The 24,053-nt window shown below is 38.0% G+C and carries 21 protein-coding genes and 1 tRNA gene; 7 read left to right on the top strand and 15 right to left on the bottom strand.

Annotated features, from left to right (window positions below):
- Together ybeY and C7S20_RS05915 are read right to left on the bottom strand one after the other, a co-directional pair.
- Window positions 1–429: an rRNA maturation RNase YbeY gene (gene ybeY, locus C7S20_RS05920; protein WP_423738329.1), complete on the bottom strand. Its 429-nt coding sequence runs from the start codon at window positions 427–429 to the stop codon at window positions 1–3.
- Complete coding sequence (locus C7S20_RS05915) at window positions 413–3,661, bottom strand: DUF4175 family protein (protein WP_107014112.1); 3,249 nt, start codon at window positions 3,659–3,661, stop codon at window positions 413–415. Before C7S20_RS05915 ends, ybeY begins: the two co-directional genes overlap by 17 nt.
- Before the next feature lie 119 nt (window positions 3,662–3,780).
- Here C7S20_RS05915 and gltX point away from each other — a divergent pair, with 119 nt between their 5' ends.
- Window positions 3,781–5,298 (top strand): glutamate--tRNA ligase, encoded by a 1,518-nt coding sequence (gltX, locus tag C7S20_RS05910; RefSeq protein ID WP_107011615.1) that lies wholly within the window; start codon window positions 3,781–3,783, stop codon window positions 5,296–5,298.
- A gap of 65 nt (window positions 5,299–5,363) precedes the next feature.
- Here gltX and C7S20_RS05905 read toward each other — a convergent pair whose 3' ends face one another.
- From C7S20_RS05905 to C7S20_RS05890, 4 genes are all read right to left on the bottom strand, one after another.
- The gene (locus C7S20_RS05905; RefSeq protein ID WP_107011614.1) at window positions 5,364–5,597 is read right to left on the bottom strand and encodes a DUF6327 family protein; all 234 of its coding nucleotides are present in this window, start codon (window positions 5,595–5,597) and stop codon (window positions 5,364–5,366) included.
- Window positions 5,594–5,956 carry a phage holin family protein gene (locus C7S20_RS05900; RefSeq protein WP_107011613.1) on the bottom strand — a complete coding sequence of 121 codons (363 nt, stop codon included), beginning with the start codon at window positions 5,954–5,956 and terminating at the stop codon, window positions 5,594–5,596. The genes C7S20_RS05905 and C7S20_RS05900 overlap by 4 nt, the downstream gene beginning before the upstream one ends.
- A gap of 8 nt (window positions 5,957–5,964) precedes the next feature.
- Window positions 5,965–6,339, bottom strand: a complete 375-nt coding sequence (locus tag C7S20_RS05895) for a YtxH domain-containing protein (protein ID WP_107011612.1) — start codon at window positions 6,337–6,339, stop codon at window positions 5,965–5,967.
- A gap of 125 nt (window positions 6,340–6,464) precedes the next feature.
- A complete protein-coding gene (locus C7S20_RS05890; protein ID WP_107014111.1) occupies window positions 6,465–8,144 on the bottom strand; it encodes a glutamine--tRNA ligase/YqeY domain fusion protein in 1,680 nt (559 codons plus the stop codon).
- Between the two features lie 132 nt (window positions 8,145–8,276).
- Between C7S20_RS05890 and folB the strand changes: the two genes are divergently transcribed.
- Both folB and C7S20_RS05880 read left to right on the top strand, forming a co-directional pair.
- Complete coding sequence (gene folB, locus C7S20_RS05885) at window positions 8,277–8,633, top strand: dihydroneopterin aldolase (protein ID WP_107011611.1); 357 nt, start codon at window positions 8,277–8,279, stop codon at window positions 8,631–8,633.
- Window positions 8,634–8,681: 48 nt separating this feature from the next.
- Window positions 8,682–8,752: transfer RNA gene (locus C7S20_RS05880), tRNA-Cys, on the top strand.
- A 31-nt stretch (window positions 8,753–8,783) separates the two neighbouring features.
- Here the strand turns inward: C7S20_RS05880 and C7S20_RS05875 are convergent.
- Together C7S20_RS05875 and rnr are read right to left on the bottom strand one after the other, a co-directional pair.
- Window positions 8,784–9,521 carry a LysE family translocator gene (locus C7S20_RS05875; protein WP_107011610.1) on the bottom strand — a complete coding sequence of 246 codons (738 nt, stop codon included), beginning with the start codon at window positions 9,519–9,521 and terminating at the stop codon, window positions 8,784–8,786.
- An 83-nt stretch (window positions 9,522–9,604) separates the two neighbouring features.
- On the bottom strand, window positions 9,605–11,806 hold the full coding sequence (rnr, locus tag C7S20_RS05870; protein ID WP_107011609.1) for a ribonuclease R: 2,202 nt from the start codon (window positions 11,804–11,806) through the stop codon (window positions 9,605–9,607).
- Between the two features lie 412 nt (window positions 11,807–12,218).
- Between rnr and C7S20_RS05865 the strand changes: the two genes are divergently transcribed.
- The 3 genes from C7S20_RS05865 to C7S20_RS05855 all read left to right on the top strand — a co-directional run bounded on the left by C7S20_RS05865 (window position 12,219) and on the right by C7S20_RS05855 (window position 13,876).
- Window positions 12,219–12,461, top strand: a complete 243-nt coding sequence (locus tag C7S20_RS05865) for a putative signal transducing protein (protein WP_107011608.1) — start codon at window positions 12,219–12,221, stop codon at window positions 12,459–12,461.
- 515 nt (window positions 12,462–12,976) lie between these two features.
- Window positions 12,977–13,417, top strand: coding sequence for a ribose 5-phosphate isomerase B (rpiB, locus tag C7S20_RS05860; protein ID WP_107011607.1), 441 nt, complete (start codon window positions 12,977–12,979; stop codon window positions 13,415–13,417).
- Window positions 13,418–13,423: 6 nt separating this feature from the next.
- On the top strand, window positions 13,424–13,876 hold the full coding sequence (locus C7S20_RS05855) for a GNAT family N-acetyltransferase (protein ID WP_107011606.1): 453 nt from the start codon (window positions 13,424–13,426) through the stop codon (window positions 13,874–13,876).
- Here C7S20_RS05855 and C7S20_RS05850 read toward each other — a convergent pair.
- From C7S20_RS05850 to C7S20_RS05825, 6 genes are all read right to left on the bottom strand, one after another.
- Window positions 13,873–14,694, bottom strand: a complete 822-nt coding sequence (locus tag C7S20_RS05850) for a sterol desaturase family protein (RefSeq protein WP_107011605.1) — start codon at window positions 14,692–14,694, stop codon at window positions 13,873–13,875. The genes C7S20_RS05855 and C7S20_RS05850 overlap by 4 nt on opposite strands.
- 2 nt (window positions 14,695–14,696) lie before the next feature.
- A complete protein-coding gene (locus C7S20_RS05845; protein ID WP_107011604.1) occupies window positions 14,697–16,331 on the bottom strand; it encodes a S41 family peptidase in 1,635 nt (544 codons plus the stop codon).
- Window positions 16,328–16,699, bottom strand: a complete 372-nt coding sequence (gene rnpA, locus C7S20_RS05840; RefSeq protein ID WP_107011603.1) for a ribonuclease P protein component — start codon at window positions 16,697–16,699, stop codon at window positions 16,328–16,330. The genes C7S20_RS05845 and rnpA overlap by 4 nt, the downstream gene beginning before the upstream one ends.
- A 79-nt stretch (window positions 16,700–16,778) precedes the next feature.
- Complete coding sequence (locus tag C7S20_RS05835; RefSeq protein ID WP_107011602.1) at window positions 16,779–18,668, bottom strand: M1 family metallopeptidase; 1,890 nt, start codon at window positions 18,666–18,668, stop codon at window positions 16,779–16,781.
- A gap of 13 nt (window positions 18,669–18,681) precedes the next feature.
- Window positions 18,682–20,367, bottom strand: a complete 1,686-nt coding sequence (locus C7S20_RS05830) for a S8 family peptidase (protein WP_107011601.1) — start codon at window positions 20,365–20,367, stop codon at window positions 18,682–18,684.
- 10 nt (window positions 20,368–20,377) lie between these two features.
- Window positions 20,378–21,241: an MBL fold metallo-hydrolase gene (locus C7S20_RS05825; protein WP_107011600.1), complete on the bottom strand. Its 864-nt coding sequence runs from the start codon at window positions 21,239–21,241 to the stop codon at window positions 20,378–20,380.
- Between the two features lie 161 nt (window positions 21,242–21,402).
- Between C7S20_RS05825 and C7S20_RS05820 the strand changes: the two genes are divergently transcribed.
- Window positions 21,403–23,271, top strand: a complete 1,869-nt coding sequence (locus tag C7S20_RS05820) for a cation:proton antiporter (RefSeq protein ID WP_107011599.1) — start codon at window positions 21,403–21,405, stop codon at window positions 23,269–23,271.
- On the opposite strand, the gene C7S20_RS05815 is transcribed toward C7S20_RS05820, so the two are convergent.
- Complete coding sequence (locus C7S20_RS05815) at window positions 23,268–24,029, bottom strand: YebC/PmpR family DNA-binding transcriptional regulator (protein ID WP_107011598.1); 762 nt, start codon at window positions 24,027–24,029, stop codon at window positions 23,268–23,270. The genes C7S20_RS05820 and C7S20_RS05815 overlap by 4 nt on opposite strands.
- Window positions 24,030–24,053 lie beyond the last annotated feature (24 nt).

The raw sequence follows: 24,053 nt of genomic DNA, 5'->3' as shown, positions 1-24,053 counted from the left end.
TCATTGTTCCACGTGGAACATTTTCATCTTTTCCTCTTCCTTGCGTCGCATCAATTCCTTATCCCTTTCAGTTTTATCCTTATATCCGCAAAAATGTAAAACACCATGAATCATTACACGTTTCAGTTCTTCATTAAAATCAACACCGAATTCCCCCGCATTTTCTCTTATTCTTTCAATGCTGATATAGATGTCACCATGTAAGGTATCCCCTACCGTATTATCAAAACTGATAATATCAGTCAGAGTATCATGGTCTAAATATTGCAAATTGATATTATGAAGATACTCGTCGTCGCAAAAGATATAATTGATCTCCCCGGTTAATTTATTTTCAGATTTAACCGCCGCAACAATCCATTCTGCATAATCCTGTTCCCTTTCCAAAACAAAATTGGTCTCACTGAAAAAATTAACCTGATGTTCCAAAATATTCCTTTACTTTCTCTTTATAAATTTGGCGCAAAGGTAATATTTGCCTGTTTAAAATCTCATCAGAATTAAAATATTCTTTCGCCCTATTAATTTGATCCTGAAGTGTATTCCTAAAGACCTTCTGATTAGTTTCAGATTTTCTTTTATTGTCCATGCCCTGCCTTTTTTCGGCGTTCTCATATTTTAATAACTGGTATTCCAATTGCTTCATTCTTTCAAGTGTCTTCTCATCGAAACCTTTATCCAGTAATTGATCTTCAATCTTTTTCATCAAATCTTCAGCCTCTCCATTTCCAGACTGACCATTCATTTTTCGAATTTCCTCCATCTGCATTCGCAAAAGCTGTTGTTGTTTATAAATTTCATAAAGTTCACCATTCATTTCCTCCCTTTTACTCCCTTTTTGCCCTTCTTCATTAGCGGGTTGATTGCCCTCTTCTATTTCCTGTTCCATTTTTTTATTTAGTTGCTTCTGCTTTTGAATGATATCAGGCAATTGTAATTCTTCATCTCCCTTGCCGTTGCCTGCTTGCGGATTTGCCATCATTTGTTCCATGGAATTAAGAATATTGCTTAACATATTTGCAAGATCATTAGCGCCGGTAATAACATATTGCTGGCTCGCATTTCCCTGCGGAATTTCATTTTTCGAAAGCCTTTCAACGGCCTTATGCAGATCAAATTGCACATCGGTAATCTCAGAGGTTATTTTTTCACCAATCATCGGATTTTTTAAAGCAAGACTGAACAAACTGTCATCGATATGCTGAAAGTTCTCTCTAAGATTACTCTGGATTTTCAACTTTAAAGCATAGTCGGGATTACGCTGCTGAATCTTTTTAAAAGCGTTCAATAAATCTTCCTGTTCAAAAGAAAAGGTTAATAAATTATCTAAAATTTGACGCAAGGTAGCGGCATCAGCCTGAAGTTCCTGCATTTGTTGCTGCATTGCCATTTGCCCCATTCGGGAACTCATATTTTTCATGTTTTTGGCAGCATTTTTTTGTGATTGAGTAGCATTATTCTTATCACCTTTTTTTAAATTTTCAATGGCATTTTCCTGTTGCTTCTCTATTTCCTCCTCATCTATTTCCTCTCTTCCCAGATCTTTTGTACGTTTTAAATTCTCATTTTCTTTTTCAAGTTCATCCATTTGCTTCTCAAAATCTTTGAATTCTTCATTCAATTTTTGCTGTTCCTCTACAGAATTATTTTGTTCATCTTCAGAAAGATTTTCTTGTTTTTCAGAAAGCTTTTCAAGATCACGTGCCAATTTTTGCTTCTTTTCCTCTACATAATATTGCTTTGTTAGCTCCAGGATTTGTTCAAGATTACGCTGGTTATTCCTATTTTGTTTGGAAAGTTTTTCAAGCTTTGAACCCAAGTCTTCCTTTTGAATTTTTTCAGAATATTCCTGAAGTTCCTTCAGCAGCTCCTCATTTTCTTTCAGCCGCCCTTCATTTTTTTTGAGCCGTTCCTTCAATTCTTTTTCCAACGGGGTCACCACTTCATCCTCAAGTTTTGAAATATCCTTTTCCAATTTTTCTGAAAATTTTTCCATCATCCTGTTCTGTTGCTTCTGGCGCTTCAGAAAATCCTCAAATCGCTTTCGATCGTTGTAATTAAGATTTTCCTTTTCTTTCTCCAGACGAGAAAATTCTTCCAACTGCTTATCAGATTCCTCAAAATCCTGTAATTTCTCTTTTAAATTCTGAATTGACTCCTTTTGCTCCTGGAGATTTTCAGAAGCCATCTCCTCATCGGTCTTTTTATAAAAAGAAAATACTTCCGATTTTGAAGCTTTCCCACCATTCACGGCATCATTATCATAAACCCGAAAGAAGAAATAATAATTCGTACCCTTTTCAAGCGTTAAATCCCCAGGAAAACTATAATGAAATTCAGCAAAAGAGCCCTTATTAATTCCAAGTGAAATAACTTGACTTTCATTTTCAGAATTTTCGGGATAATAGACCAGTTCTAATTTAGAAAGCCCGTAATCATCGGTTAAATCGCCCTTAAAATATTGAATATCAGCATTTAAACTATCGCGTTTAGATTCTACTTCAATTTGCGGATATTCGTCTTTTATCACCTTCAGTTTATAGGAAAGAGGTTCGAAATTTTGAATTTCCTGGTTTGATGAACTCACAGCATAATCCAGATCCCTCTTTACCTGTTTTTGAAGAAAAGCCCGATCATTTCTTACTAAAAGATTGTAAATTGAATCTCCCGTTGAAAAATTAATTTTCCCCGCGTTTTTACTTTTGAAATTCCAGGATACCCTTGTACCCTCGGGTATGGAATAATTTCCCGATCCTTTCAATTTTTCATCCTTCAGTCCCGTATATGACGGATAATCCATTTCCATCTCAAAATCCAGCAATTTCGGAACCTTAAGTACCCGTAAATTTTTGCTTTCAGAAGAAACATCTCCGCTTACAATTCTGAATGGAATATTTTTTTGTGGGTTCACGAAAGTATATTCGAAATTTCCTGGGGAAATTTGTTTCATTAAATTTTGTGAATTCTTCTGAAATATTTTCACCTCCCCGGGCAGAATATCGCCCATAACTTTAACCTGAAGTTTATAATCTTCCCCTTCTCTGGTAGTGAGTTTATCGTTAATCACAAGAAATTGAAAGGGAGCCGGTTTGAGGTAAACTGTGGAATAGTCCTGAATTCGATGAAAGCTACCAAAAAGAGAATCAGCCTGCCCGGCTACAAACAAGGCAAGGAAAATCAGAACTGGGAAAACAAGAAAACCTGCTTCCCTCCTTTTTTTCTTGATATCTATAGCGTTTGAAAAAGGAATGTGAAGAAGCCGCGAGGACCGCTGATCAATACTGGCTAAAATAAGCTCGGTTTTGGCATTTTCATCCTTAAGTTGAAGCAGGTTCTTCAATTTATCATTTACCTCCGGAAAATGCCTCCCTATGAGTTCAGAAGCTTTGTAAGGATCCAATCCTTTTGAAAGCTTCAGTAATTTCAGCAAAGGAATTCCCATAAAATAAAAAAGAAGAAAAAATTCAATGCCAATGAATGACCAGAACAGGATCATCCGGCCTGTGGTTGAAAGCCAGAAAAAATATTCAACAAAACTTATAAATAGAAAATAAAGTAAGCCTATGGCAAGAAATAACAAGCTGCCTTTAAGTATACGGTCGAGGTAATACTTACGGATAAAAGCCTCCAGTTTTTCATGTACCCTCTCAAAATTCTCCATCTCTTTCACGGTAATTTCAATAAAAATACAATAAAATTTGAAGCTCTTCCAGATGATCGGCAAGCGGTTTAGGATTGCATAAAGAAGGTTGTATCTTTGCGCATAAAAATTTAATAGATATGTCTTCGAAAGTACGTGTGCGATTTGCTCCCAGTCCAACGGGACCTTTACATATAGGTGGTGTAAGAACAGCTTTGTATAACTATTTATTCGCAAAAAAACACAATGGCGATTTTATTCTTCGCATAGAAGATACTGACCAGAACAGATATGTCGAGGGCGCCGAAGACTACATCATTGAATCTTTAAACTGGTGCGGAATTTCTTATGATGAAGGGCCGGGAAAAGAAAAAGATCATGGGCCATACCGTCAAAGCGAACGCAAAGACATCTATAAAAAATATGCCGAAAAACTTATAGATACAGGAAAAGCCTATTATGCGTTTGACACTGCCGAAGAACTCGATGAACACCGAAAAGATCATGAAGAAAAGGGCAAAACTTTTATTTACAACTGGCATAACAGGCAAAAACTGAAAAATTCACTTTCTCTTTCTAAAGAAGAAGTAACGAAGAAACTTGAAAATGAAGAGCCTTATGTGATCAGGTTTAAATCCCCGCAAGATGAAACCCTGGCGCTTAATGATGTTATTCGGGGAGAAATGGAAATCGATACCAATATCCTTGACGACAAAGTTCTTTTTAAAAGCGATGGAATGCCCACCTACCATCTTGCAAATATCGTAGATGATCATTTAATGGAGATCACCCACGTAATTCGCGGTGAAGAATGGCTGCCTTCCCTGGCGCTCCATCATTTACTTTATAAGGCTTTTGGCTGGAAAGCTCCTGAATTTGCCCATTTGCCGCTTATTTTAAAACCTCAGGGCAAAGGAAAATTGAGCAAACGTGATGGCGAAAAGATGGGTTTTCCTGTGTTTCCTATTGAATGGAAAGATCCAAAAACAGGTGAAGTTTCAGCCGGGTATCGCGAAGAAGGTTATTTTCCGCAAGCTGTAACGAATATGCTCGCTTTTCTTGGATGGAATCCCGGAACGGAACAGGAATTCTTCGAGCTTGATGAACTTGTTCAGGCTTTTGAGCTGGAAAGAGTCCATAAAGGAGGCGCGAAATTCGATCCGGAAAAGACAAAATGGTTCCAACAGCATTATATACAACTTGCCGATAACGATATGCTTACAGAGCGTTTCATGGAATTATTGGAGAAAAGAGAAATAAAATCGAAAAAAGATTATACTCGAAAAGTGGTGGAATTGATCAAGGAAAGAGTGGTTTTCGTTGAAGATTTCTGGGACCAGGGGTATTTCTTTTACATCGCTCCTACTTCCTTTGAACCTAAAGATTCTAAAAAAGCCTGGAAAAATGACAGTTCCCAAATAATGAATGAATTAAAGGAAATTCTAGGGAATGTTGAAGATTTTCATTCCGAAAATTTACAGGCGGTTGTAAAGGGATGGATCAACGGAAAGGAAATAGGTTTTGGAAAAGTGATGATGCCATTAAGACTGAGCCTTGTAGGCGCTTTACAGGGGCCAGATTTATATGTTATCGCTGAAATGTTAGGGAAAAAAGAAACACTTTCGCGATTGGAAACTGCAATAAAAACTTTGAAATAAATTAAAAAAGGCAGGACCAAAATTCGAGTTTTAATCCTGCCTTTTTCAATATGTAACCGAAACTTTTATCTCTTTCCAGAGGAAACGGTGCGTTTAATTCCGAATATTTTTGAAACTGCTTTCAAAACAATAGCCTTCTGAATGATGGCTCCGACGGTACCTCCCAGCAAAGAAACCGGCGAAAGGTTTGATTTCACCTGATCTACACTCAATTTAATTTCTTCCTTATCAATTTCTGTCTGAAGTTTTAGTATCTTCAAATCTTTATCGATTTCATCAAAATTGGTATAGGTTCTCATTCCTCTTCATTTTCATTAAAAACAATACCAGAAGCCTTTTTAAGCATGAATTTTCTTATAGGTTTTTTACCAACCGTGAAGCATAAAATTCCTACGAGAAGGTAAAATCCACCTACAATGAAATAACCTAAACTCGCTATTTCCGTAGCCTGGCTAATTAAAATTGCCACTGCAAAAGAAAGCATGATAACGGCCAGACTTGCAAAGGTAACCAGGAGCAAAACACGCACAAGAGTAATGGCGCCTTTCATTCCCGATTTGAAGGCTTTTAACTTATAGTATTCAGCACTACTTTCGGAGTATGCCTGAATGCTATCTTTTAATTCCTGAACACTGTCTGATAGTTTTTCAAATGCCATATATCAGCTTATACTACGGCCTTGTCTGTACCAGAAGATTTTGACTTCTTAGGTTTGTCCCGTTGCAACTTTGCATTTTGTTTTCTAAGCTCCTCGAGTTTTTCTTCCATGGCAGAAAGGATATCATCTGCTTTATAGCTCGCGTTAGATAAAGTCTCTTCCAGGCGCTCTTCAAAATCCATACGGGCCTTTCTGGCTTTATCGCTTAAATTGGAAGTTGTTTCCTGATATCTTTTATTGAAACGATCCTGGGCATCCTGAGCATCTTTACGTAAACGCTTTCGGGTATCTTCACCGCTTTCTGGTGCATAAAGCAAACCTAAGCCGGCTCCGATAGCAGCCCCGGTTATGAGTGCTAAAAATGTATTTCCTGTACTTGCCATAAGTTCTTGAATTTTAATTATTATTAACTCAAAGATAAGTGTTGGTAACGCCTAAGCTTGTTAATAACCGGTTAATATGTTAAAATTCAATGCTAAATATTTCTTAAAGCTATATTAAACAAAACTTATTTTTTCTTTTTAGCCCAGGAATCGCGAAGGCTTACAGTTCGGTTAAAAACTGGTTTTGCAGTCGTAGAATCTTTATCGACGCAAAAATATCCAATTCGCTGGAACTGTACATTTTCTCCAATTTCAGCATTTTTTAACCCCGGTTCTAAATATCCGGTAGTTATTTGTAAAGAATCGGGATTTATAAAATCGAGATAATCTTTATCTTTTATTCCATCGGGTACTTCTTCAGTAAACAAGCGATCATAAAGCCTTATTTCGGCTTCAAGGGCGTGTTTAATCGATACCCAGTGAAGCGTTCCTTTAACTTTCCGAAGAGATTCCTCTGTACCACTGCCACTTTTACTTTTAGGATCGTAAGTACAATGAATTTCAGTTATATTTCCATTATCATCTTTAACAACACTTTCCCCTTTAATGATATAGGCGTTTTTTAAACGCACTTCCTTACCTAAAGTTAATCGGAAAAATTTGCGATTGGCTTCCTCTTTAAAATCTTCCTTTTCTATGTAAATTTCTCTTGAAAAAGGAATTTTTCTTGAACCCGCCGATTCATCTTCAGGATTATTTTCGGCTTCTAGCCACTCCTCTTCACCTTCAGGATAATTGGTGATCACAAGTTTCACAGGATCCAGAACAGCCATTACCCTTGGAGCTACTTTGTTAAGATCCTCCCGCGCACAGAATTCAAGATGTGCCACATCTATAAGATTTTCCCTTTTCCCCACTCCAATAGAATCGGCAAATTTACGAATGGAAGCCGGAGTATAACCTCTTCTTCGCAAACCTGAAATTGTAGGCATTCGGGGATCATCCCAGGAATCTACAATGCCTTTTTCAACCAATTGAAGCAATTTTCGTTTACTAACAACGGTATGACTAAGATTTCTTCTCGCAAATTCCCGTTGTTTAGGTTTGAAATCACCAGGTTTGCTAACTTTTTCAACAAACCAGTTATACAATTCGCGATGCGGAAGAAACTCCAGCGTACAAAAAGAATGGGAAACACCTTCAATAAAATCGCTTTGGCCATGTGCCCAATCATACATGGGATAGATCATCCAGTCATTACCGGTGCGGTGGTGACTTTTATGCAAACAACGGTACATCACGGGATCACGCATGAGCATATTTGGTGATGCCATATCTATTTTAGCCCTGAGAACATGACCTCTTTCTGGAGTTTCCCCATTCTTCATCTGTTCAAAAAGCGCTAAATTCTCTCCTACCGAACGATTCCTGTAAGGACTCTCCTTTCCAGGTTCGGTGGGAGTTCCTTTCTGTTCTGCGATTTCTTCTGAAGTTTGACTATCAACATAAGCATCGCTATTTTTGATCATTTCTACAGCCCAGTCATACAGCTGCTGAAAATAATCTGAAGCATAGCATTCTTTCGCCCATTTGAAACCAAGCCATTCCACATCTTTCTTGATGGCATCAACATATTCCTGCTCTTCTTTCATTGGGTTTGTATCGTCAAACCGAAGATTTACAGGTGCATCATACCTCTCTCCCAGACCAAAATTCAGACAAATGGAAGAAGCATGGCCAATATGAAGATAACCATTTGGTTCAGGTGGAAACCTGAATTTAAGTTCTTCCTGTTTATAATCTTTACTAAGATCTTCTTCTATGATTTGCTCAATAAAATTGAGTGATTTCTTTCCTTCAGCCATATATTTAAAATAAAACGCAAATTTATCAAAAATTAAATCGTTAAGGCCAGCCTGGATCAAATACTATTCCTGAAAAGCCCTTCATAAATTGAAATGCTCAAAAACAGGTGGTATCTTTGACAAAAAATTTTAGTGGGCGTAATTAAACTGAAAAATATCAAGGTATTTTCTTATCATGGATGCCTTGATGAGGAAGGAAAGATAGGTAGTGAATATCGGGTAGATCTGAAGGTAAAAGGAGATCTGTCGCACTCCGCAAAAACCGATAAACTTGATGATACCATAGATTATGTTCATTTAAATAAAATTGTCAAGGAAGAAATGGCAATACGTTCCAAACTTCTGGAAACAGTGGCAGAAAGAATTTTGAGCCGAATTATGGATGAACTTTTAATGGTACAGAAAGCGAAGGTAGAAGTTTCTAAAATCAATCCTCCAATTGGAGGGAATGTTTCCATGGTAAGTGTAAGCCGATCGAAATCGAGGTAGTTTTAGTTTTGAAACTTAAAATTTTTATTACATTTGCCCTCCTGTAATGGCATCGTGGCCGAGTGGCTAGGCAGAGGTCTGCAAAACCTTGTACAGCGGTTCGAATCCGCTCGATGCCTCACCAAAAGCTCCTTATTTGAGGAGCTTTTTTTATTGCATTTTTGAAGTTTTATCTACTTTTTCCATCAATCCTCCAAACTTTGAATCATTTGGCGTCATATCCTGAATATGATCTTTTATTTCATTAACCTGGCCAGGAAAAAGTCCCTGGGAAATCAGCAGGACTCCAGAAATAATAAGCAACAGGCTTATCGCTTTTTTTAAAAAATAAATTCGGTTTGGTGTAAGCTTTCTATTCAATTTTTTCGCCAGAAGGATCTTTATCAGGTCTACACAGAGATAGGTAAAAAGCACGGTTCCAAAGAAAACCATCATTCTGTTAAGTTCCATATCTAATTTTGGGCCGAAGACAATTATCACTCCCAGCCAGAATCCAAGAACGCCGATATTGATGAAATTAAGCAGAAATCCTTTGGCAAATAATCCAAAATAATCGCTTTTACCAAGTTTTCTTATTTCCGGGGTCTCTTCATCGGTATGAAAAACTTTTTTGGTTTGTAAAAAACTCATCACCCCATAAGTGGTAAGGATCGCCCCTCCGAAAACAAAAAGCGCCGGATCGTCTTTGATCCTTTCAAGAAGTTTGGTAGTGCTTAAATACGCGATGGAAACGAAAACAGTATCGGCAAGCATTACCCCAATATCAAAAGCTAAAGCTGCTCTAAAACCTTTAATGGCAGCTGTTTCGAGCAATACAAAAAATACAGGCCCTAATAAAAAAGCCAAAAATAAACCAAGAGGCATTCCCGATAAAACATCCTGTAACATCCGGTACGTTGTAGTGCAAAGGTAAAATTTTAGATATTTTTAGGGCTTTTTTCTTTACCGAATGAAAGAATTAAAAGCTAAATCTATCTATTTTCCATTTCCTCCCTATTGCCAAGCAGGGTAAAATCAAGATGTCTTTTTACCAGATCGGCATTTTTAACTTTTACATATACTTCATCTCCTAGGGTATAAGTTTTCCCGGTTTTTTTACCTGTCACGGCAAATTCTTCAGGATCATATTCATAATGATCATCTCTTATATCCCGCAGCCTTATCATCCCTTCACACTTATTTTCAACGATCTCTACAAAAATTCCCCATTCGGTAACTCCTGAAATAACTCCGAGAAATTCCTCATTTTCATGATCCTGCATGAATTTCACCTGCATATATTTAATGGAATCCCTCTCGGCATTGGAAGCTAAATTTTCCATTTCACTGCTATGATGGCATTTATCTTCATATTCTTCTTCATTCACATCGCCTTTTTTCTCCAAATAATGCTGAAGAAGACGGTGTACCATTACGTCTGGATATCTCCTGATGGGTGAAGTAAAATGAGTGTAAAAATCGAAAGCAAGGCCGTAATGACCAATATTCTCGGTGCTGTAATAGGCTTTGCTCATAGAACGTATTGTAAGCGTATCTACCATATTCTGTTCTTTTCTTCCCTGCACATCTTCAAGAAGTTTATTTAAAGAACTGGTAGTCGATTTTCGGTCACGAAGATTCAACGAATGGCCAAATCTGCCCACAATATTCTGTAAAGCAGCAAGTTTTTCCTCGTTCGGCTCATCATGACAACGATAAACGAAAGTTTTTTTAGGTTTTTGTTTTCCTATGAATTGTGCTACTTTTTGATTGGCAAGCAGCATGAATTCTTCAATAAGTTTATTTGAATCTTTAGCCGTTTTAAAGAAAACCCCGGTTGGGTTATTCTCTTCGTTCAGGTTAAATTTCACTTCCACTTTATCAAACGAAATAGCGCCTGCGCGCATTCTCCTGGAACGCATTTTCTTTGCAAGACGATTGAGGGTAATTACAGCCTCGACAAGCGCTCCTTTCACCGTATAAGCATGTTTTCTTATGGAAACATCATCAGGAATGGTTCCCGTACCGGTTTCGATAATATGCTGGGCTTCTTCATAAGCGAATCTTTCATCAGAATAAGTTACCGTTCTTCCAAACCATTCCTTTTTAACATGGGCATTATCATCAATTTCAAAAACTGCTGAAAAAGTCAATTTTTCTTCTTCAGGCCTTAAAGAACAGGCATTATTAGAAAGAATTTCAGGAAGCATGGGAACGACGCGGTCAACAAGGTAAACCGAAGTTGCTCTTTCAAAAGCCTCATCGTCAAGTATGGTACCTGTTTGCAGGTAATGCGAAACATCGGCAATGTGAATACCAATTTCATAATTTCCATTTTCCAGCTTTCTGAAGCTTAGGGCATCATCAAAATCTTTCGCGTCTTTGGGATCTATGGTAAATGTGAGTACATCCCGCATATCCCGACGTTTTTTTATCTCTTTTTCATTTATGGAAGTATCGATCTTATCTGCAAATTCTTCTACCTCTTCCGGAAATTCGTGCGGTAAACCATATTGAGCAAGAATCGAATGGATTTCAGTTTGATGTTCACCGGGAGTTCCGAGTACACGGATGATTTTTCCGAAAGGTGAATCAGCTTTTTCAGGCCATTCATCAAATTCTACAACCACTTTATCTCCATCTTTAGCATCTTTCATATTCCTCCCGGAAACGAAAAAATCGGTGTACATGGAATTATCGTCGACCACTACAAAACCAAAATCTTTTTTTAACTGAAGCGTACCCACGAATTCAGTACGTTTTCTTTTTAAAATTTTAGTTATTTCTCCTTCAGATCTTTTGCTTCTCCTGCGGTTATAAACATATATTTCTACGGTATCACCGTCAAAAGCCGTATTAAGATCTTTGTTGGCAATAAAAATATCGTCGGCAAGTTCTTCCACCATTACATAACCATAGCCTTTGGTGGTAAGATCCAGAACACCTTCGTAATAATCATTTCTGCCTTCAATTACGAATTTGCCGCGATCTACTTCTTTAATTTGTTTTTTTGCCGCTAACTGGGAAAGCTTTTTTATAATTTGATTACGGCTGCTGGCATCATTTACATCCAGAGCTGCTGCGATTTGCTTATAATTATAGGCTTTCCCTGAATTTTTGCGAAGTATGTCTATAATGCTCCTGGAAAGATCACCCTGGAACTGATTTTTATTCTTCTTCTTTTTTTTGTTCATTCGAATTCTTTACTAATTGGTAAAATTAAGTGAATAAAAGCAGACATAAATTATTTGTTCGTAAAGTTTTGTTAATGAATAACAGAAAAAAATTTAGTCATAAAAGTTATTTTTTTATCTCTATTCAATATAATTATTGATTTTCTTAATTTTTTCTTAATTTTACAGTAACGTTCCCGAAAGCTTACCTACCTATATTTGTATATGATCATGAAAGTAAGTAAGCCAGGTCTTTTTTCATTTTTGTTTTTTCTAATCTTCCTGCTGGGAATTATTAGTGTGATCATTTTTGTTAACAAAACTCTAAATAAAAGATCTGATCTTTTTCCCGCTCCTACCACTACAACAACTGAAAAATCTGCTTTAGCATTAAAAGAATAAAGCTTATCTTTAAGAGGCTAAATTCTTTGTAATGAAAGATTATCTGTGTCTGGCCACCTTTACATATTCCCATGAATATTTTGTTTTAAAACTTAAATTCGATGGAGCCGGAATACGATATTATTTTCAGAATGAAACCCTTGTAAATATATTCCCTCTATCTTCTGTAGCCTTTGGAGGCATAAGGCTTATGGTACATCCGGACGATTACAAAAAAGCAAAACAGATCATCGAATCTTTAGACGATCGTTCCTCTCATCTACGCATCGTATAGTTATAAACACTTATATTATATCTATTATTTTTTCTTTTATAAAATTTAAAAATGATGGTTTATTATAGTGTGTTAATTTGTAGCAAAAAATAAGCAGCTAAAGTTTGGAATTTCAGTTGCAAGTTTTTCATAACAGCTTATGAACATATTTGTACTTTTATAAGTAGCTGATATTCTTAAGTTTTTAAGATTTACTTAACAAAAGTTAATAAAGGATATTAAAATGAGTTTATTGAAAAGTTAATTTGAATTCGTTGTCAATAACATGTTTTTAATAACTCATAAGTATCTTAAAAAACCATGATTTATTATTTGGTATTCTCATAGTAGTATAGGTATTGTTATAAATTTCTTAAAAAACAAATTTTTTTGTGAGTATTTAAAGGGATCTTTTTAACAAAATATTACCAAATTTAAAGCATTGAAAATTAAGGAAGTCCCGATTTTAATTAACAATGAAAAAAACTCCGGTTAACAGTCTGTTTTTTTAAATTTGCTTCCAAACAATCCTCATTATGAAAATCTCTATTGGAAATGACCACGCAGGAACTGAATATAAGGAACTGCTTCAAACAGAACTGGAAAATTGGGGCCACTCCGTTATAAATCATGGCACCAACTCTGAAGACAGTGTAGATTATCCAGACTTTGTACATCCTGTTGCGGATGATGTGGAAAGCAAAAAAGCCGATTTTGGTATTATTATTTGCGGTAGTGGCAACGGCGCTAATATGACCGCTAACAAGCATCAGGGAGTTCGTTCGGCTCTTTGCTGGAATGTAGAGATTGCTAAACTTGCCCGTTCTCACAATGATGCCAATATTTTAAGTATTCCCGCCCGATTTGTAGATAAAGACCTTGCTTTGGAAATGATGAGTGCCTTTTTAAATACCAAATTTGAAGGAGGTAGACATCAGCGAAGAATAGATAAAATTCCTGCGAAAAAAAGCTGTTAAATACTTATGGAAGATCTCAGGATCAGTATTAAGGAATTTCATGAGCTTAGCCTGGATGAACTTTATGATATTCTTCAGTTGCGCTCTGAGGTTTTTGTAGTGGAGCAGGATTGTGTTTATCAGGATATTGACGGGAAAGATAGAAAAGCCATTCACGTTGTAGGTTTCAAAAATAATGAAGTTGTAGCTTATACCCGCTGTTTTAAACCCGGATTCTATTTTACTGAAGCGGCCATTGGGCGTGTGGTCGTAAAGAAATCGGAACGAAAATTTGGCTACGGCCATGCAATTATGGAAGCTTCCCATAAGGCTATTAACAGGTTTTTCAACACTTCAGAAATACGACTTTCCGCCCAGCAATATCTTATAAAATTCTATGAATCACATGGATATGAAACTTCCGGAGAAGGTTATCTCGAGGATGGAATTCCACATATCAACATGTTGAAAAAAGCCTAATTACGGGTTGTTTTAATTGATCTGTTAAAAGGGATCTTCAGCTGAAAGCCCAGGTCCTGAGAAGTGCTGTCGTCTACGATGTCAATTCCATACCTAATATTACGGGTGTCTTCATAAACCATGGTTCCGAAGATCCTGTCCCAGATACTCAAAATATTTCCATAGTTACTATCGGTCCACGGCAATTCATAATGATGGTGGAATTTATGCATATTAGGAGTGACAAAAACATAACTTAAAGCTTTATCCAGCTTTTTTGGAAGACTTAGGTTGGCATGGCTGAAGTAGGTGAAAAAGACACTCAATATTCTATAAAATAGGTAAAAGGCAAGCGGCATTCCCATAATGATCACGGCTATCAAAGCAAAAATTTCTCTAATAAGGTAATCAAAGGGATGATGTCTTGTTCCGGTGGTTACATCAACATGTATTTCGCTGTGATGAATAATATGAAGGCGCCACATCCACCTGATCTTATGAAGAAGAAAATGAACAAAATATTGTGCAATTAAATCCAGAACCATCAGCGATACCACTAGCTCTGCCCAAATTGGCAACTCAATGAAATGTAATAAGCCAAAATTAGAATTGTTAAGCCAGATAAATACTCCGGCAGTTAATATTCCGAATCCTAAATTAATAAGAAGAACAAAGCCGAGAAGGATCAAATTTGTCCTGGCGTGTTCCCATTTATTGTATTTGAACTTTACCAGGCTATAAAAACCTTCCAGTATCCAAAATAAAATAAGGACTGAACTTAGCCAGACCAGCTTTTGCCAGGCTGCCATATTTTCAAAAAAGGAAAGAAAAGTTTCCAATTTTATTTCAGGATTTTTGAATAAGCCACAGGATTTGAAAGGATTTCCTGAGCTTTCTCTATTTCGGGATTGTGCTGTGTGTAATATTCATATAAACCTTCCTTATAAAAATATCTCTTTATAATTTCATCCCGCAGCAGATCTACAATTTCAGTTTTTTGTTTATCTAGTTCCTGTTTTTTATAATTTTTAAGGCTACTGCGCATCGCTGTAGTTTCTTCAGCGATCCTGGCTTTAATTTCTTCTTTTTCGGCAGATTCTATAAGCTCATCAAGGTTTTTTTCGGTTTGAGTTTCGTATTTAAAACCGGAAGTTTCGAGGAATTTTTTAAAATCTGCATAATCGCTGTCAGTAAACTTAAATTCTGAAGGATCACTTATTTGATGCGCATAATAATATTTAGTAGCATAATCGAAAATCGCATCCTGGTACAACAAAGAACTGGTAATATCAGCTAATTTTGAAGTTTCTAACTGGATGTCGGGTAAAATTCCCCCTCCATCAAAGACCTTTCGTCCGTTTCGGGTGGTGAACTGGTTATAATCAGCTGAAGTTTTTCGAATTGCTTTTCCTTTTTCATCGCGATGGCGGTAATCCAGGGCCTGGATACATCTTCCGCTGGGAGTATAATACCTGGAAATGGTGATTTTCAGCTGGGTTCCATAGGCAAGTTCACGTGGTCTTTGTACCAGACCCTTACCAAAACTTCTTGCACCTATGATCACTCCCCTGTCGAGATCCTGAATTGAACCCGCGACGATCTCACTGGCCGAGGCGCTTCTTCCATTCACCAGTATCGCTAAAGGAATATGCGTATCGATAGGCTCATTTTGGGTAAAAAATTCACGGTTATACTTTTCAATAGCCGATTTAGTGGTCACGATTAGTTCGCCTTTTGGAAGGAATAAATTAGCGATATTGATCGCTTCATTTAACAGGCCGCCCGGATTGTTTCGAAGATCCAGAATGATCTTTTCGGCTCCTTTATTTCTTAAGTCTTTTACCGCCCGGGAGACCTCTGCAGATGCCTTATTATTAAAACGGGAAAGCACGATATAGCCCGATTTATCATCTAATAATTTATAAAATGGCACTGCATTGAGCTCGACTGAAGTTCGTTTTAATGAAGTTGTCTTAACCTCTCCCTGCCGCCGGTATGTTATTTCTATAGTACTTTCCGGAGCTCCATTTAGAAGCTCTCCCGCGTCTTCTTTAAAATCAGAAACATTGATATTCCCTATTTTTATTATTTCATCTCCCGGCTTTAAACCGGCCTTATCTGCAGGATAATCTTTATAGGCCTCGACAATAGTGATGGCATCAGCCCCTGTTTTGACCATGGCACCAATCCCTGTATATTCTCCCGCACTGTTTATACGAGCAGCTTCAACATCCTGTTCGTTCCAATAATTGGTATAGGGGTCAAGGTCGGCGAGCATCGATTTAATGGCCGTATCCATGAGTTCAGCCGGATTGGTCTCATCAACATAATTCATGTTGATCTCTTTAAACAATGTGGTGAAGATTTCAATTTGCTTGGCGATCGCAAAAAAATCAGATTTAAAACTGGCAGTTCCCACTAAAATTCCCACAAGAACCACCGGTAAAATGATCCTTTTCAACATCCTTTTTTTCATCTGTTCATTTTTTGAATTTGTTCCAGTAGCTTTTGCATGCTTTTTTCCAGTTTTTCATAAGGGATTTCTTCTTTGGAAATGTAAATAAACATGAAGCTGTATGTACGACTTAAATCTTTGTAAACAAGATACTTATTTTTCCTGAAAATTTCGCGCATCAATCGTTTGATCCTGTTTCTTTTTACCGCGGTTTTTATCAGTTTCTTTGGTACAGAAACGCCGGTCTTAATTTCAGCTTCACCTGAAATTGGCCGCTCCAGATACATTAGCTTTAACGGAAAGGCTTTTATACTCTTTCCTTTCAGAAAAAGTTCATCAATAAGCTTTTGGCTTTTGAGCTTTTCAGGTTTTCCAAAACTTTCGTTCATGTTTCAAAAATACGGATAGTGGCCAAATAAAAAACCCTTCCGTTACTGAAAGGGCTTTTTTAATAAATTTTATACTTATTTACTTTCCGAAGTCTTCTGAAGCTTGCGACGCACTCCAGCTATTGTTGCTCCTGTCGATATCTGCCATTAAACCTGTATCATCGATCACAATTTCAGAAACTTTTCCTTTAGAAGATGGAATCTCGAACTGGTAGTTTGGAAAAGCCCATGGCCAGTCGTAAAGAACAGTTCTGCTTTGATCTTCCAGCGCAGGTTTTTCCCAACGCATTATGCGCAGCGGGATGTAATAAGCATCTGTAGAACCATCAGCAAAAGTAACCTTTACATCTAAAGGCATGGGCATAAGGCCAATTCTCTGGAGATTCACCGTGGTGTTTTCTTTGGAAGTTTCAACCGAATCAATTCCATAATCAATATGGTTCGTCGTTCTGGTCCAATCGTTGAGATACCAGCTCAATTCGGCTCCGGTAACTTTTTCAGCAAGCCTGATAAAATCGTTTGGTGAAGGATGTTTAAATTTCCATTCATCATAATAACGGTTCAGCGTTTTAGCCAGGTTTTCAGGTCCGATAATATACCCAAGCTGAGCAAGAAAAACAGCTCCTTTATCGTAGGCTGCAACCGAATATGCCGCGTTCACGCGATAACGATCGCTATGCGTGGTCATTGGCTGTTCTAGGCCCGAACGCACGATATAGTAATAATCTCTGTAAGAAGCTTGCCAGTGATTTTCACTGTTTTTTCCGGCAATCTGGTTCTTCGCCAGAGTAGAAATATAGGTGGTAAAACCTTCATCCATCCATGGATGTTCAGATTCGTTGGTTCCCAGCAACTGCTGAAACCATGAATGAGCAAGCTCATGAGCCGTGGTTGAATAGAGACCGCTGAGTTTTTTCCCCCCGGTAATTAAGGTGCAGTTGGCATATTCCATTCCACCGTCACCGCCCTGGATTACCGAATACTGTTTCCATGGATACGGCCCGATATTCTCATTATAGAATTCTAATAATTCGGCTGTTTTAGGCTGTACTTTTTTCCAGGCATCGATCACTTCGGGATCGTTCTTATACAGAAAATGAAGCTTTACCCCGCTTTTGGTCATCATGGAATCGTGGATATATTCAGGATCGGCAGCCCAGGCAAAATCGTGCACATCATGAGCTTTAAAATGCCAGGTAAGGGTTTTACCTTTTTGTTTTTTAACCTGAACACCTTCTTTTTGATATCCGTAACCTATTTCTTCCGCATTTTGAAGAACTCCAGATCCGCCGAGAATGTAATTTTTATCGATAGTTATCTTTACATCAAAATCACCCCACACACCGTAGAATTCACGGGCTATGTACGGATCGGCATGCCAGCCTTCATAATCATATTCGGCTAATTTTGGATACCACTGCGTCATGGAAAGTGCCACGCCATCGGCATTATTTCGTCCAGATCGACGGATCTGTACTGGCACCTGCCCTTTAAATTTTAAATTAAAAGTTGTTTTCTCTCCAGGCAGTATTTCATTGGCCAGATCGACCACAAGAATAGTTCCTTCTTCATTAAAATCTACTTTTTCGCCATCCTGTGACAGTTCGGTAACATGTAGGTAACCAATTTCTTCAGGAGAAAGTTTAGAAATTCTGCTTTCAAAATCGGGATTTTCACGTGTTCCTTTATTAATCACCATTCTGCTGTCTGGATCGGCAATACTCTTCAAGCGGGCATTCATCTCACTTTCAGGCTGAAAGGCATTGTTGAACAGATGATAGAAAACACGATGTAGGGTATCGGGAGAATTATTGGTGTATTCCAGTTCCTGAGTCCCGGAATACTGATAATTCTCCACGTTCATATTCACATCCATTTTATAATCGACATGTTGTTGCCAATACTTGCTGTTCTGAGCCTGAATAGCGAATACTGAAAGAAATAATATATTAAAAATCAGTTTTTTCATTTAAAATTGTAGGTTATAGATTATTTGAAAGTTGGCTCGCAAGGATAAGGGCATTATAAAGATTTACCATTTTCCCTGAGGTGGACAAATCGGTAAATTTCATGGTATTATTTCGGTCTCCTCCCACAATAACAGTAGCATTGGTTGAAAGGCCGCTGTCTATGATCACTTGTTTTACCTGCGCGGCGGTAAGTTTAGGATAAAAACCTCTTATTAATGCGGCAACACCGGCAACCTCAGGCGCAGCCATAGAAGTTCCCTGCAGATATTCATAAGTGTTATTAGGAGTGGTTGACCAGATTTTTACGCCGGGAGCAAAAACATCTACATTCTTTTTTCCATAATTTGAAAATCCTGCTACCAGTCCTGATCCATATTCATAATTTAGAGCTCCCACCGTTAGGAAATTATCAGCAATTTCATTCGGATTTTCCGGAGTCTGATCGTTAGGATAAACCATTTTCTCATCAAGGTTCAGGCCTTCATTACCGGCGGCATTCACAATTAGGACATCGTGAGCTGCGGCATATTTAATGGCATCCCAAACCCACTGGTAATTAGGTGAAAAATATTTTCCGAAACTGGTGTTGATCACTTTTGCACCATTGTCAACGGCGTATCGAATTCCCAGTGCGATATCCTTGTCATATTCATCACCGTCTGGAACCGCTCTTACCACCATGATTTTGGCATTGCTGGCCACTCCATTGATCCCAATTCCATTTTTGCGTTCGGCGGCGATAATACCAGCCACATGTGTACCGTGTTTGATATTTTCTTTGGTTTTTTCAGGACCCATTACATTGTTGTTTCCGTAATTGGTATCCTTGATATTGTAAGGATCATCACCCACCACTGCTCTACCATTAAGGTCAAAATTTAAATGGGTATCAATCCTGTTTTGATAATAATCAATGGCATCCTGAAGCTCTTTTAGGGCTTTAGGAATGTTTTCATTGACATTATTCTGAATTTGAGTCAGCATAGCTTTATACTGCTGCATTTGCTGGGTTTGCGGCTGATATTCAGAAAGTTGTTTTTTGGTGTAATCTTCGGTTCCTAATTCTGCCGAAACAGCCTGGTGTGCTGCGCTTAATTGTTGCTTGATTTGCTGATATTGCTGCAGCGTACTCATTGTCTCACCATATTCCTTTTCATACTCAGCTTTAGCGGCCTGGTACATTTTGTACTCATCTCTGTTTGCAGTGCTAATGCTGCTCTCAGGTTTTCCTTCGTACTTAGGCTTCAATCTTTTAATGATGCGAACATATTCCAGATTTTCTGCGACAGCATTGCCAAGAAAATTCCATCCGTGAATATCATCTACATAACCATTTTTATCATCATCTTTTCCGTTATTCGGAATCTCATCTGAATTCGTCCAGATTTGGTTTTTAAGATCGGGATGTTCAATATCAACACCACTATCAACCACTCCTACAATTACGGGAGAAGGTTTATTGTTTTTTATGATTTCGGCGTATGCCTTATCCACACTCATTCCCGGTATAGTATCGCTACGAAGATCAGAGGCGCTCCAGTTTTTAAGCTGAGCTTCGCTGAGATCGGTTACCTTTAAAGGAATGGAATCTATTTTTTCAATAGGTGTAGATACCAGGCTTGGAGCTGAAGTTCCACAGCTGCCTAAAAATCCGGCAATAAAAATAGCCAGTAGTGGCTTGTAAAATGAAAGTTTCATCAGAAAGGGTTTAATTAAAAATTTCGTTGAATGTATAGGTTTGGTCAAGTCTTACTCCTTTTTCGGTATTTTTAAGAGTAATGATTTCATTATGAGCATCATGTTCCAGGAACAGATAATAATTTTCATCGGCGGCCTTATCGAGAAATTCCTTTTTCTCATCAAGGGTTATAAGGGGTCGCGTATCATAGCCCATAACGTAAGGCAATGGAATATGCCCGGCCGTAGGAAGTAAGTCGGCCATAAACACCAGTTTTTTATTTTTGTATTCAATATGCGGAATCATTTGCTTATCGGTATGTCCATCTGCAAATAATACGCCAAAGCCCAGGTCAGCGGCTTCATCAAGGTATTTTTTTCCTTTTTTTCCGATAAAATGAAGATTTCCGCTTTCTTCCATAGGAAGGATATTCTCCTTTAAAAAGGAAGCTTTTTCCCGTGCATTCGGGTGGACGGCCCATTCCCAGTGCTCATCATTGCTCCATAAACGGGCGTTTTTAAAGGCCGGTTCATAGCCCGAATGATCTTTATTCCATTGAATAGTGCCACCACAATGATCAAAATGAAGATGTGTCATGAAAACATCGGTGATATCATCCCGGTGAAAGCCGAATTTTTTCAGGGAATTATCTAAAGAGTGCTCTCCCCAGAGGTAATAATAGCTGAAGAATTTTTCGCTTTGTTTATTGCCCATTCCCGTATCTATGAGAATGAGCCGTTCGCCATCTTCTATTAGCAAACAGCGAGCTGCCATATCAATCATATTATTTGAATCGGCCGGATTGGTCTTTTGCCAGATGCTTTTTGGTACAACACCAAACATTGCACCACCGTCCAGTTTGAAGTTTCCGGCTTCAATAGGATAAAGTGTCATGAGGGATACTTTTTTAAAAATGCACTGCAAATTAGAAAAAAGGCCTCGTAAAAGCAGATAATGCCATGGAATTAACAAGATATTATTACTGAAGCTTCCGTACTTTAGCTTTCATAGTAAAACATTTTTAATATTTTTAGCTTTTATAAAAAACAGAATCTATGCTGGAGTTAGCGGGAATAATAATTTTAGGCATCCTTGCGCAGTGGTTCGCGTGGAAATTAAAAATTCCTGCAATTCTTCCGTTGATCCTGTTAGGATTAGCCGTAGGACCTTTTTCAACGCTTTTTACGGCCGATGGAACAAAATTGATCGAGCCTATTTGGAACGGAGAATCAGGTTTATTTCCCGGGGAAAGCCTTTTCTATTTTGTATCCCTGGCTATTGGGATCATTCTTTTTGAAGGTGGTCTTACCTTAAGGAAAGGTGAAATTTTGAATGTAGGTTCTGTAATTGTAAAATTGATCACCTTTGCGGTGATCGTAACTTTTATAGGCGCCGGAATAGCAGCTCATTTCATTTTCGGACTTACCTGGCAGATATCTTTTCTTTTTGCGGCACTAATTATTGTAACCGGTCCAACGGTAATTACACCAATTCTTCGGAATATCCCTTTAAAAAAAGACGTTTCGGCTATTTTAAAATGGGAAGGAATTCTTATCGATCCTATTGGTGCACTTGTTGCGGTACTGATGTTTGAGTTCATCAGTGCAGAACAGGGAACAAAATTTACCGAAACCGCTTTTCTCGAATTCGGAAAGATCGTTCTCTTCGGATTTACCTTTGGATTCACCTTCGCTCACGGCCTCGGATTTGCCATTAAAAAGAATGTAATTCCGCACTACTTATTGAACGTTTTTACCCTTGCCTCTGTACTCGCCGTTTTTGTTTTGGCCGATCAGTTTGCCCATGAAAGCGGTCTTCTGGCGGTAGTGGTTATGGGAATGGTGATGGGAAATATTAATCTTCCCAACCTTAAGGAGTTGCTTTATTTTAAAGAATCACTTAGTATTTTACTGATTTCGATATTGTTCATTTTACTGGCAGCAAATATCAATATGGAAGACCTCGACCTTATCTTCAACGCAAAGGCTTTGCTATTATTTGCCACCGTGGTCCTGGTAGTTCGGCCAATGGGAGTTTTTCTCAGCAGCATAGGCTCCTCTTTAAAATTCAATGAAAAACTTTTTATCAGCTGGGTAGGCCCAAGAGGAATTGTCGCTGCGGGTATTGCTTCTCTTTTCGGAATCGAACTCGCACATCAGGGAGTTGAAGGTGCTGAATATATTACTCCGCTGGTATTTATGATTGTTCTGGGAACGGTTTTGCTGAACGCCACTACCGCGCGGTTATTTGCACAGCTCGTAGGAGTTTTTCTGAAAAATTCACAGGGAATTCTTATCATTGGAGCCACCACTATTTCTCGGTTAATAGCTTCGTACCTGAAGAAGAATAACAGGCACGTGGTGCTGATAGATAACAACGGCGCAAACGTTAGAAAAGCAAGGGAACTGGGAATTGACGCTTTTCAGGAAAATGTATATTCAGAAGATCTTATCAATAACATAGAATTAAATGATGTTGGCTATTTAATGGCTATGACCGGTAACCACGAGGTAAACGTGAATGCTATTGAAAAGTTCAAAAAACATTTCGGTGAAAATGGATCTTTTAGAGTGGTTTCTTCAGATGAAATGTATGATCCTGAAAACAATCCCGAAGAGGGACTATTTTCCCAAACCGATGATTATATAAAGTTGACAAACCTTGCCAGAAAATATCCTTCCATCCATGAGATAAGCCTGAATTCGAAAAAACATTACGAAGGGCTGATAGAGATCTCCAAAACCGATCCTGATATCATTCCCCTTTTTGTGAAAGATAATGAAGGAGAGCTGCATATTATTCCTTCAAACAGCATGAATATGGATATTGAAGAAGGCTTTATGCTGGTTTACCTCGGCAAGGAAATTGAAACTGGCGACAGTGAAGAAAAAGAAAATATCAGGGAAAATATTGAAACAGATTAATCTTCCTTTTCCATTTCTTCAATGAGTTCATCTGTGATTTCCAGATTATGATATACGTTCTGAACGTCATCGTCATCTTCGAATTTCTCGACGAGATCAAGTATTTTTTTGGCATCTTCAACTGGAAGTTCTACCGTATTCACAGGGATTCTCTGTACCTCTGAATTTTTTGGTTCGATCTCCAACTCTTCAAGTTTTGAAGACATTAATCCGAAATCGGTGAATTCGGTATAAACGGTAATTAAATCTTCTTCTTTTTCGATTTTCGTCGCCCCTCCTTCTATGAGTTCCAGTTCGAATTCCTCTATGTCCCCCTCGATCTTTTCCTTTTCAATCACAAAAACTCCTTTTTTATCGAAAAGGAATTCAAGAGAACCATTGGTTCCAAGGCTACCACCGTTTTTTGAAAAAATGGAACGCACCGAAGCCACAGTCCGGTTGGTATTGTCGGTAGTACATTCAACAAAAATGGCAATTCCATTGGGCCCGTAACCTTCAAAAGTCACCGTTTCATAAGTGTCAGCATCGGCACCGCTGGCCTTTTTTATGGCTCGTTCAATGGTGTCTTTGGGCATATTGACTCCCTTGGCATTTTGGATCGCATTTCTCAATGTGGGATTTGCTTCAGGATCAGGTCCGCCTCCTTCCTTTACGGCCACGGTGATCTCTTTAATCGCCCGCGTAAATTGTTTCGCACGTTTCTTATCCTGCGCTCCTTTTCGGTGTTTGATATTTGCCCATTTTGAATGTCCGGCCATTGTTAGAATCTGGTTTTTAGTTCG

This window comes from Christiangramia fulva (assembly GCF_003024155.1).
GTDB classification, from domain to species: domain Bacteria; phylum Bacteroidota; class Bacteroidia; order Flavobacteriales; family Flavobacteriaceae; genus Christiangramia; species Christiangramia fulva.
Note: the sequence above shows the minus strand (reverse complement) of the source record. Positions and strands in the feature narration are given on the sequence as shown.

Coding starts and splice junctions, on each gene's coding strand:
- C7S20_RS05915 (WP_107014112.1), bottom strand. CDS start 3,661: ATGGAGAATTTTGAGAGGGTACATGAAAAACTGGAGGCTTTTATCCGT.
- gltX (WP_107011615.1), top strand. CDS start 3,781: ATGTCTTCGAAAGTACGTGTGCGATTTGCTCCCAGTCCAACGGGACCT.
- C7S20_RS05905 (WP_107011614.1), bottom strand. CDS start 5,597: ATGAGAACCTATACCAATTTTGATGAAATCGATAAAGATTTGAAGATA.
- C7S20_RS05900 (WP_107011613.1), bottom strand. CDS start 5,956: ATGGCATTTGAAAAACTATCAGACAGTGTTCAGGAATTAAAAGATAGC.
- C7S20_RS05895 (WP_107011612.1), bottom strand. CDS start 6,339: ATGGCAAGTACAGGAAATACATTTTTAGCACTCATAACCGGGGCTGCT.
- C7S20_RS05890 (WP_107014111.1), bottom strand. CDS start 8,144: ATGGCTGAAGGAAAGAAATCACTCAATTTTATTGAGCAAATCATAGAA.
- C7S20_RS05875 (WP_107011610.1), bottom strand. CDS start 9,521: ATGTTACAGGATGTTTTATCGGGAATGCCTCTTGGTTTATTTTTGGCT.
- rnr (WP_107011609.1), bottom strand. CDS start 11,806: ATGAACAAAAAAAAGAAGAAGAATAAAAATCAGTTCCAGGGTGATCTT.
- C7S20_RS05865 (WP_107011608.1), top strand. CDS start 12,219: ATGAAAGATTATCTGTGTCTGGCCACCTTTACATATTCCCATGAATAT.
- rpiB (WP_107011607.1), top strand. CDS start 12,977: ATGAAAATCTCTATTGGAAATGACCACGCAGGAACTGAATATAAGGAA.
- C7S20_RS05855 (WP_107011606.1), top strand. CDS start 13,424: ATGGAAGATCTCAGGATCAGTATTAAGGAATTTCATGAGCTTAGCCTG.
- C7S20_RS05845 (WP_107011604.1), bottom strand. CDS start 16,331: ATGAAAAAAAGGATGTTGAAAAGGATCATTTTACCGGTGGTTCTTGTG.
- rnpA (WP_107011603.1), bottom strand. CDS start 16,699: ATGAACGAAAGTTTTGGAAAACCTGAAAAGCTCAAAAGCCAAAAGCTT.
- C7S20_RS05835 (WP_107011602.1), bottom strand. CDS start 18,668: ATGAAAAAACTGATTTTTAATATATTATTTCTTTCAGTATTCGCTATT.
- C7S20_RS05830 (WP_107011601.1), bottom strand. CDS start 20,367: ATGAAACTTTCATTTTACAAGCCACTACTGGCTATTTTTATTGCCGGA.
- C7S20_RS05825 (WP_107011600.1), bottom strand. CDS start 21,241: ATGACACTTTATCCTATTGAAGCCGGAAACTTCAAACTGGACGGTGGT.
- C7S20_RS05820 (WP_107011599.1), top strand. CDS start 21,403: ATGCTGGAGTTAGCGGGAATAATAATTTTAGGCATCCTTGCGCAGTGG.
- C7S20_RS05815 (WP_107011598.1), bottom strand. CDS start 24,029: ATGGCCGGACATTCAAAATGGGCAAATATCAAACACCGAAAAGGAGCG.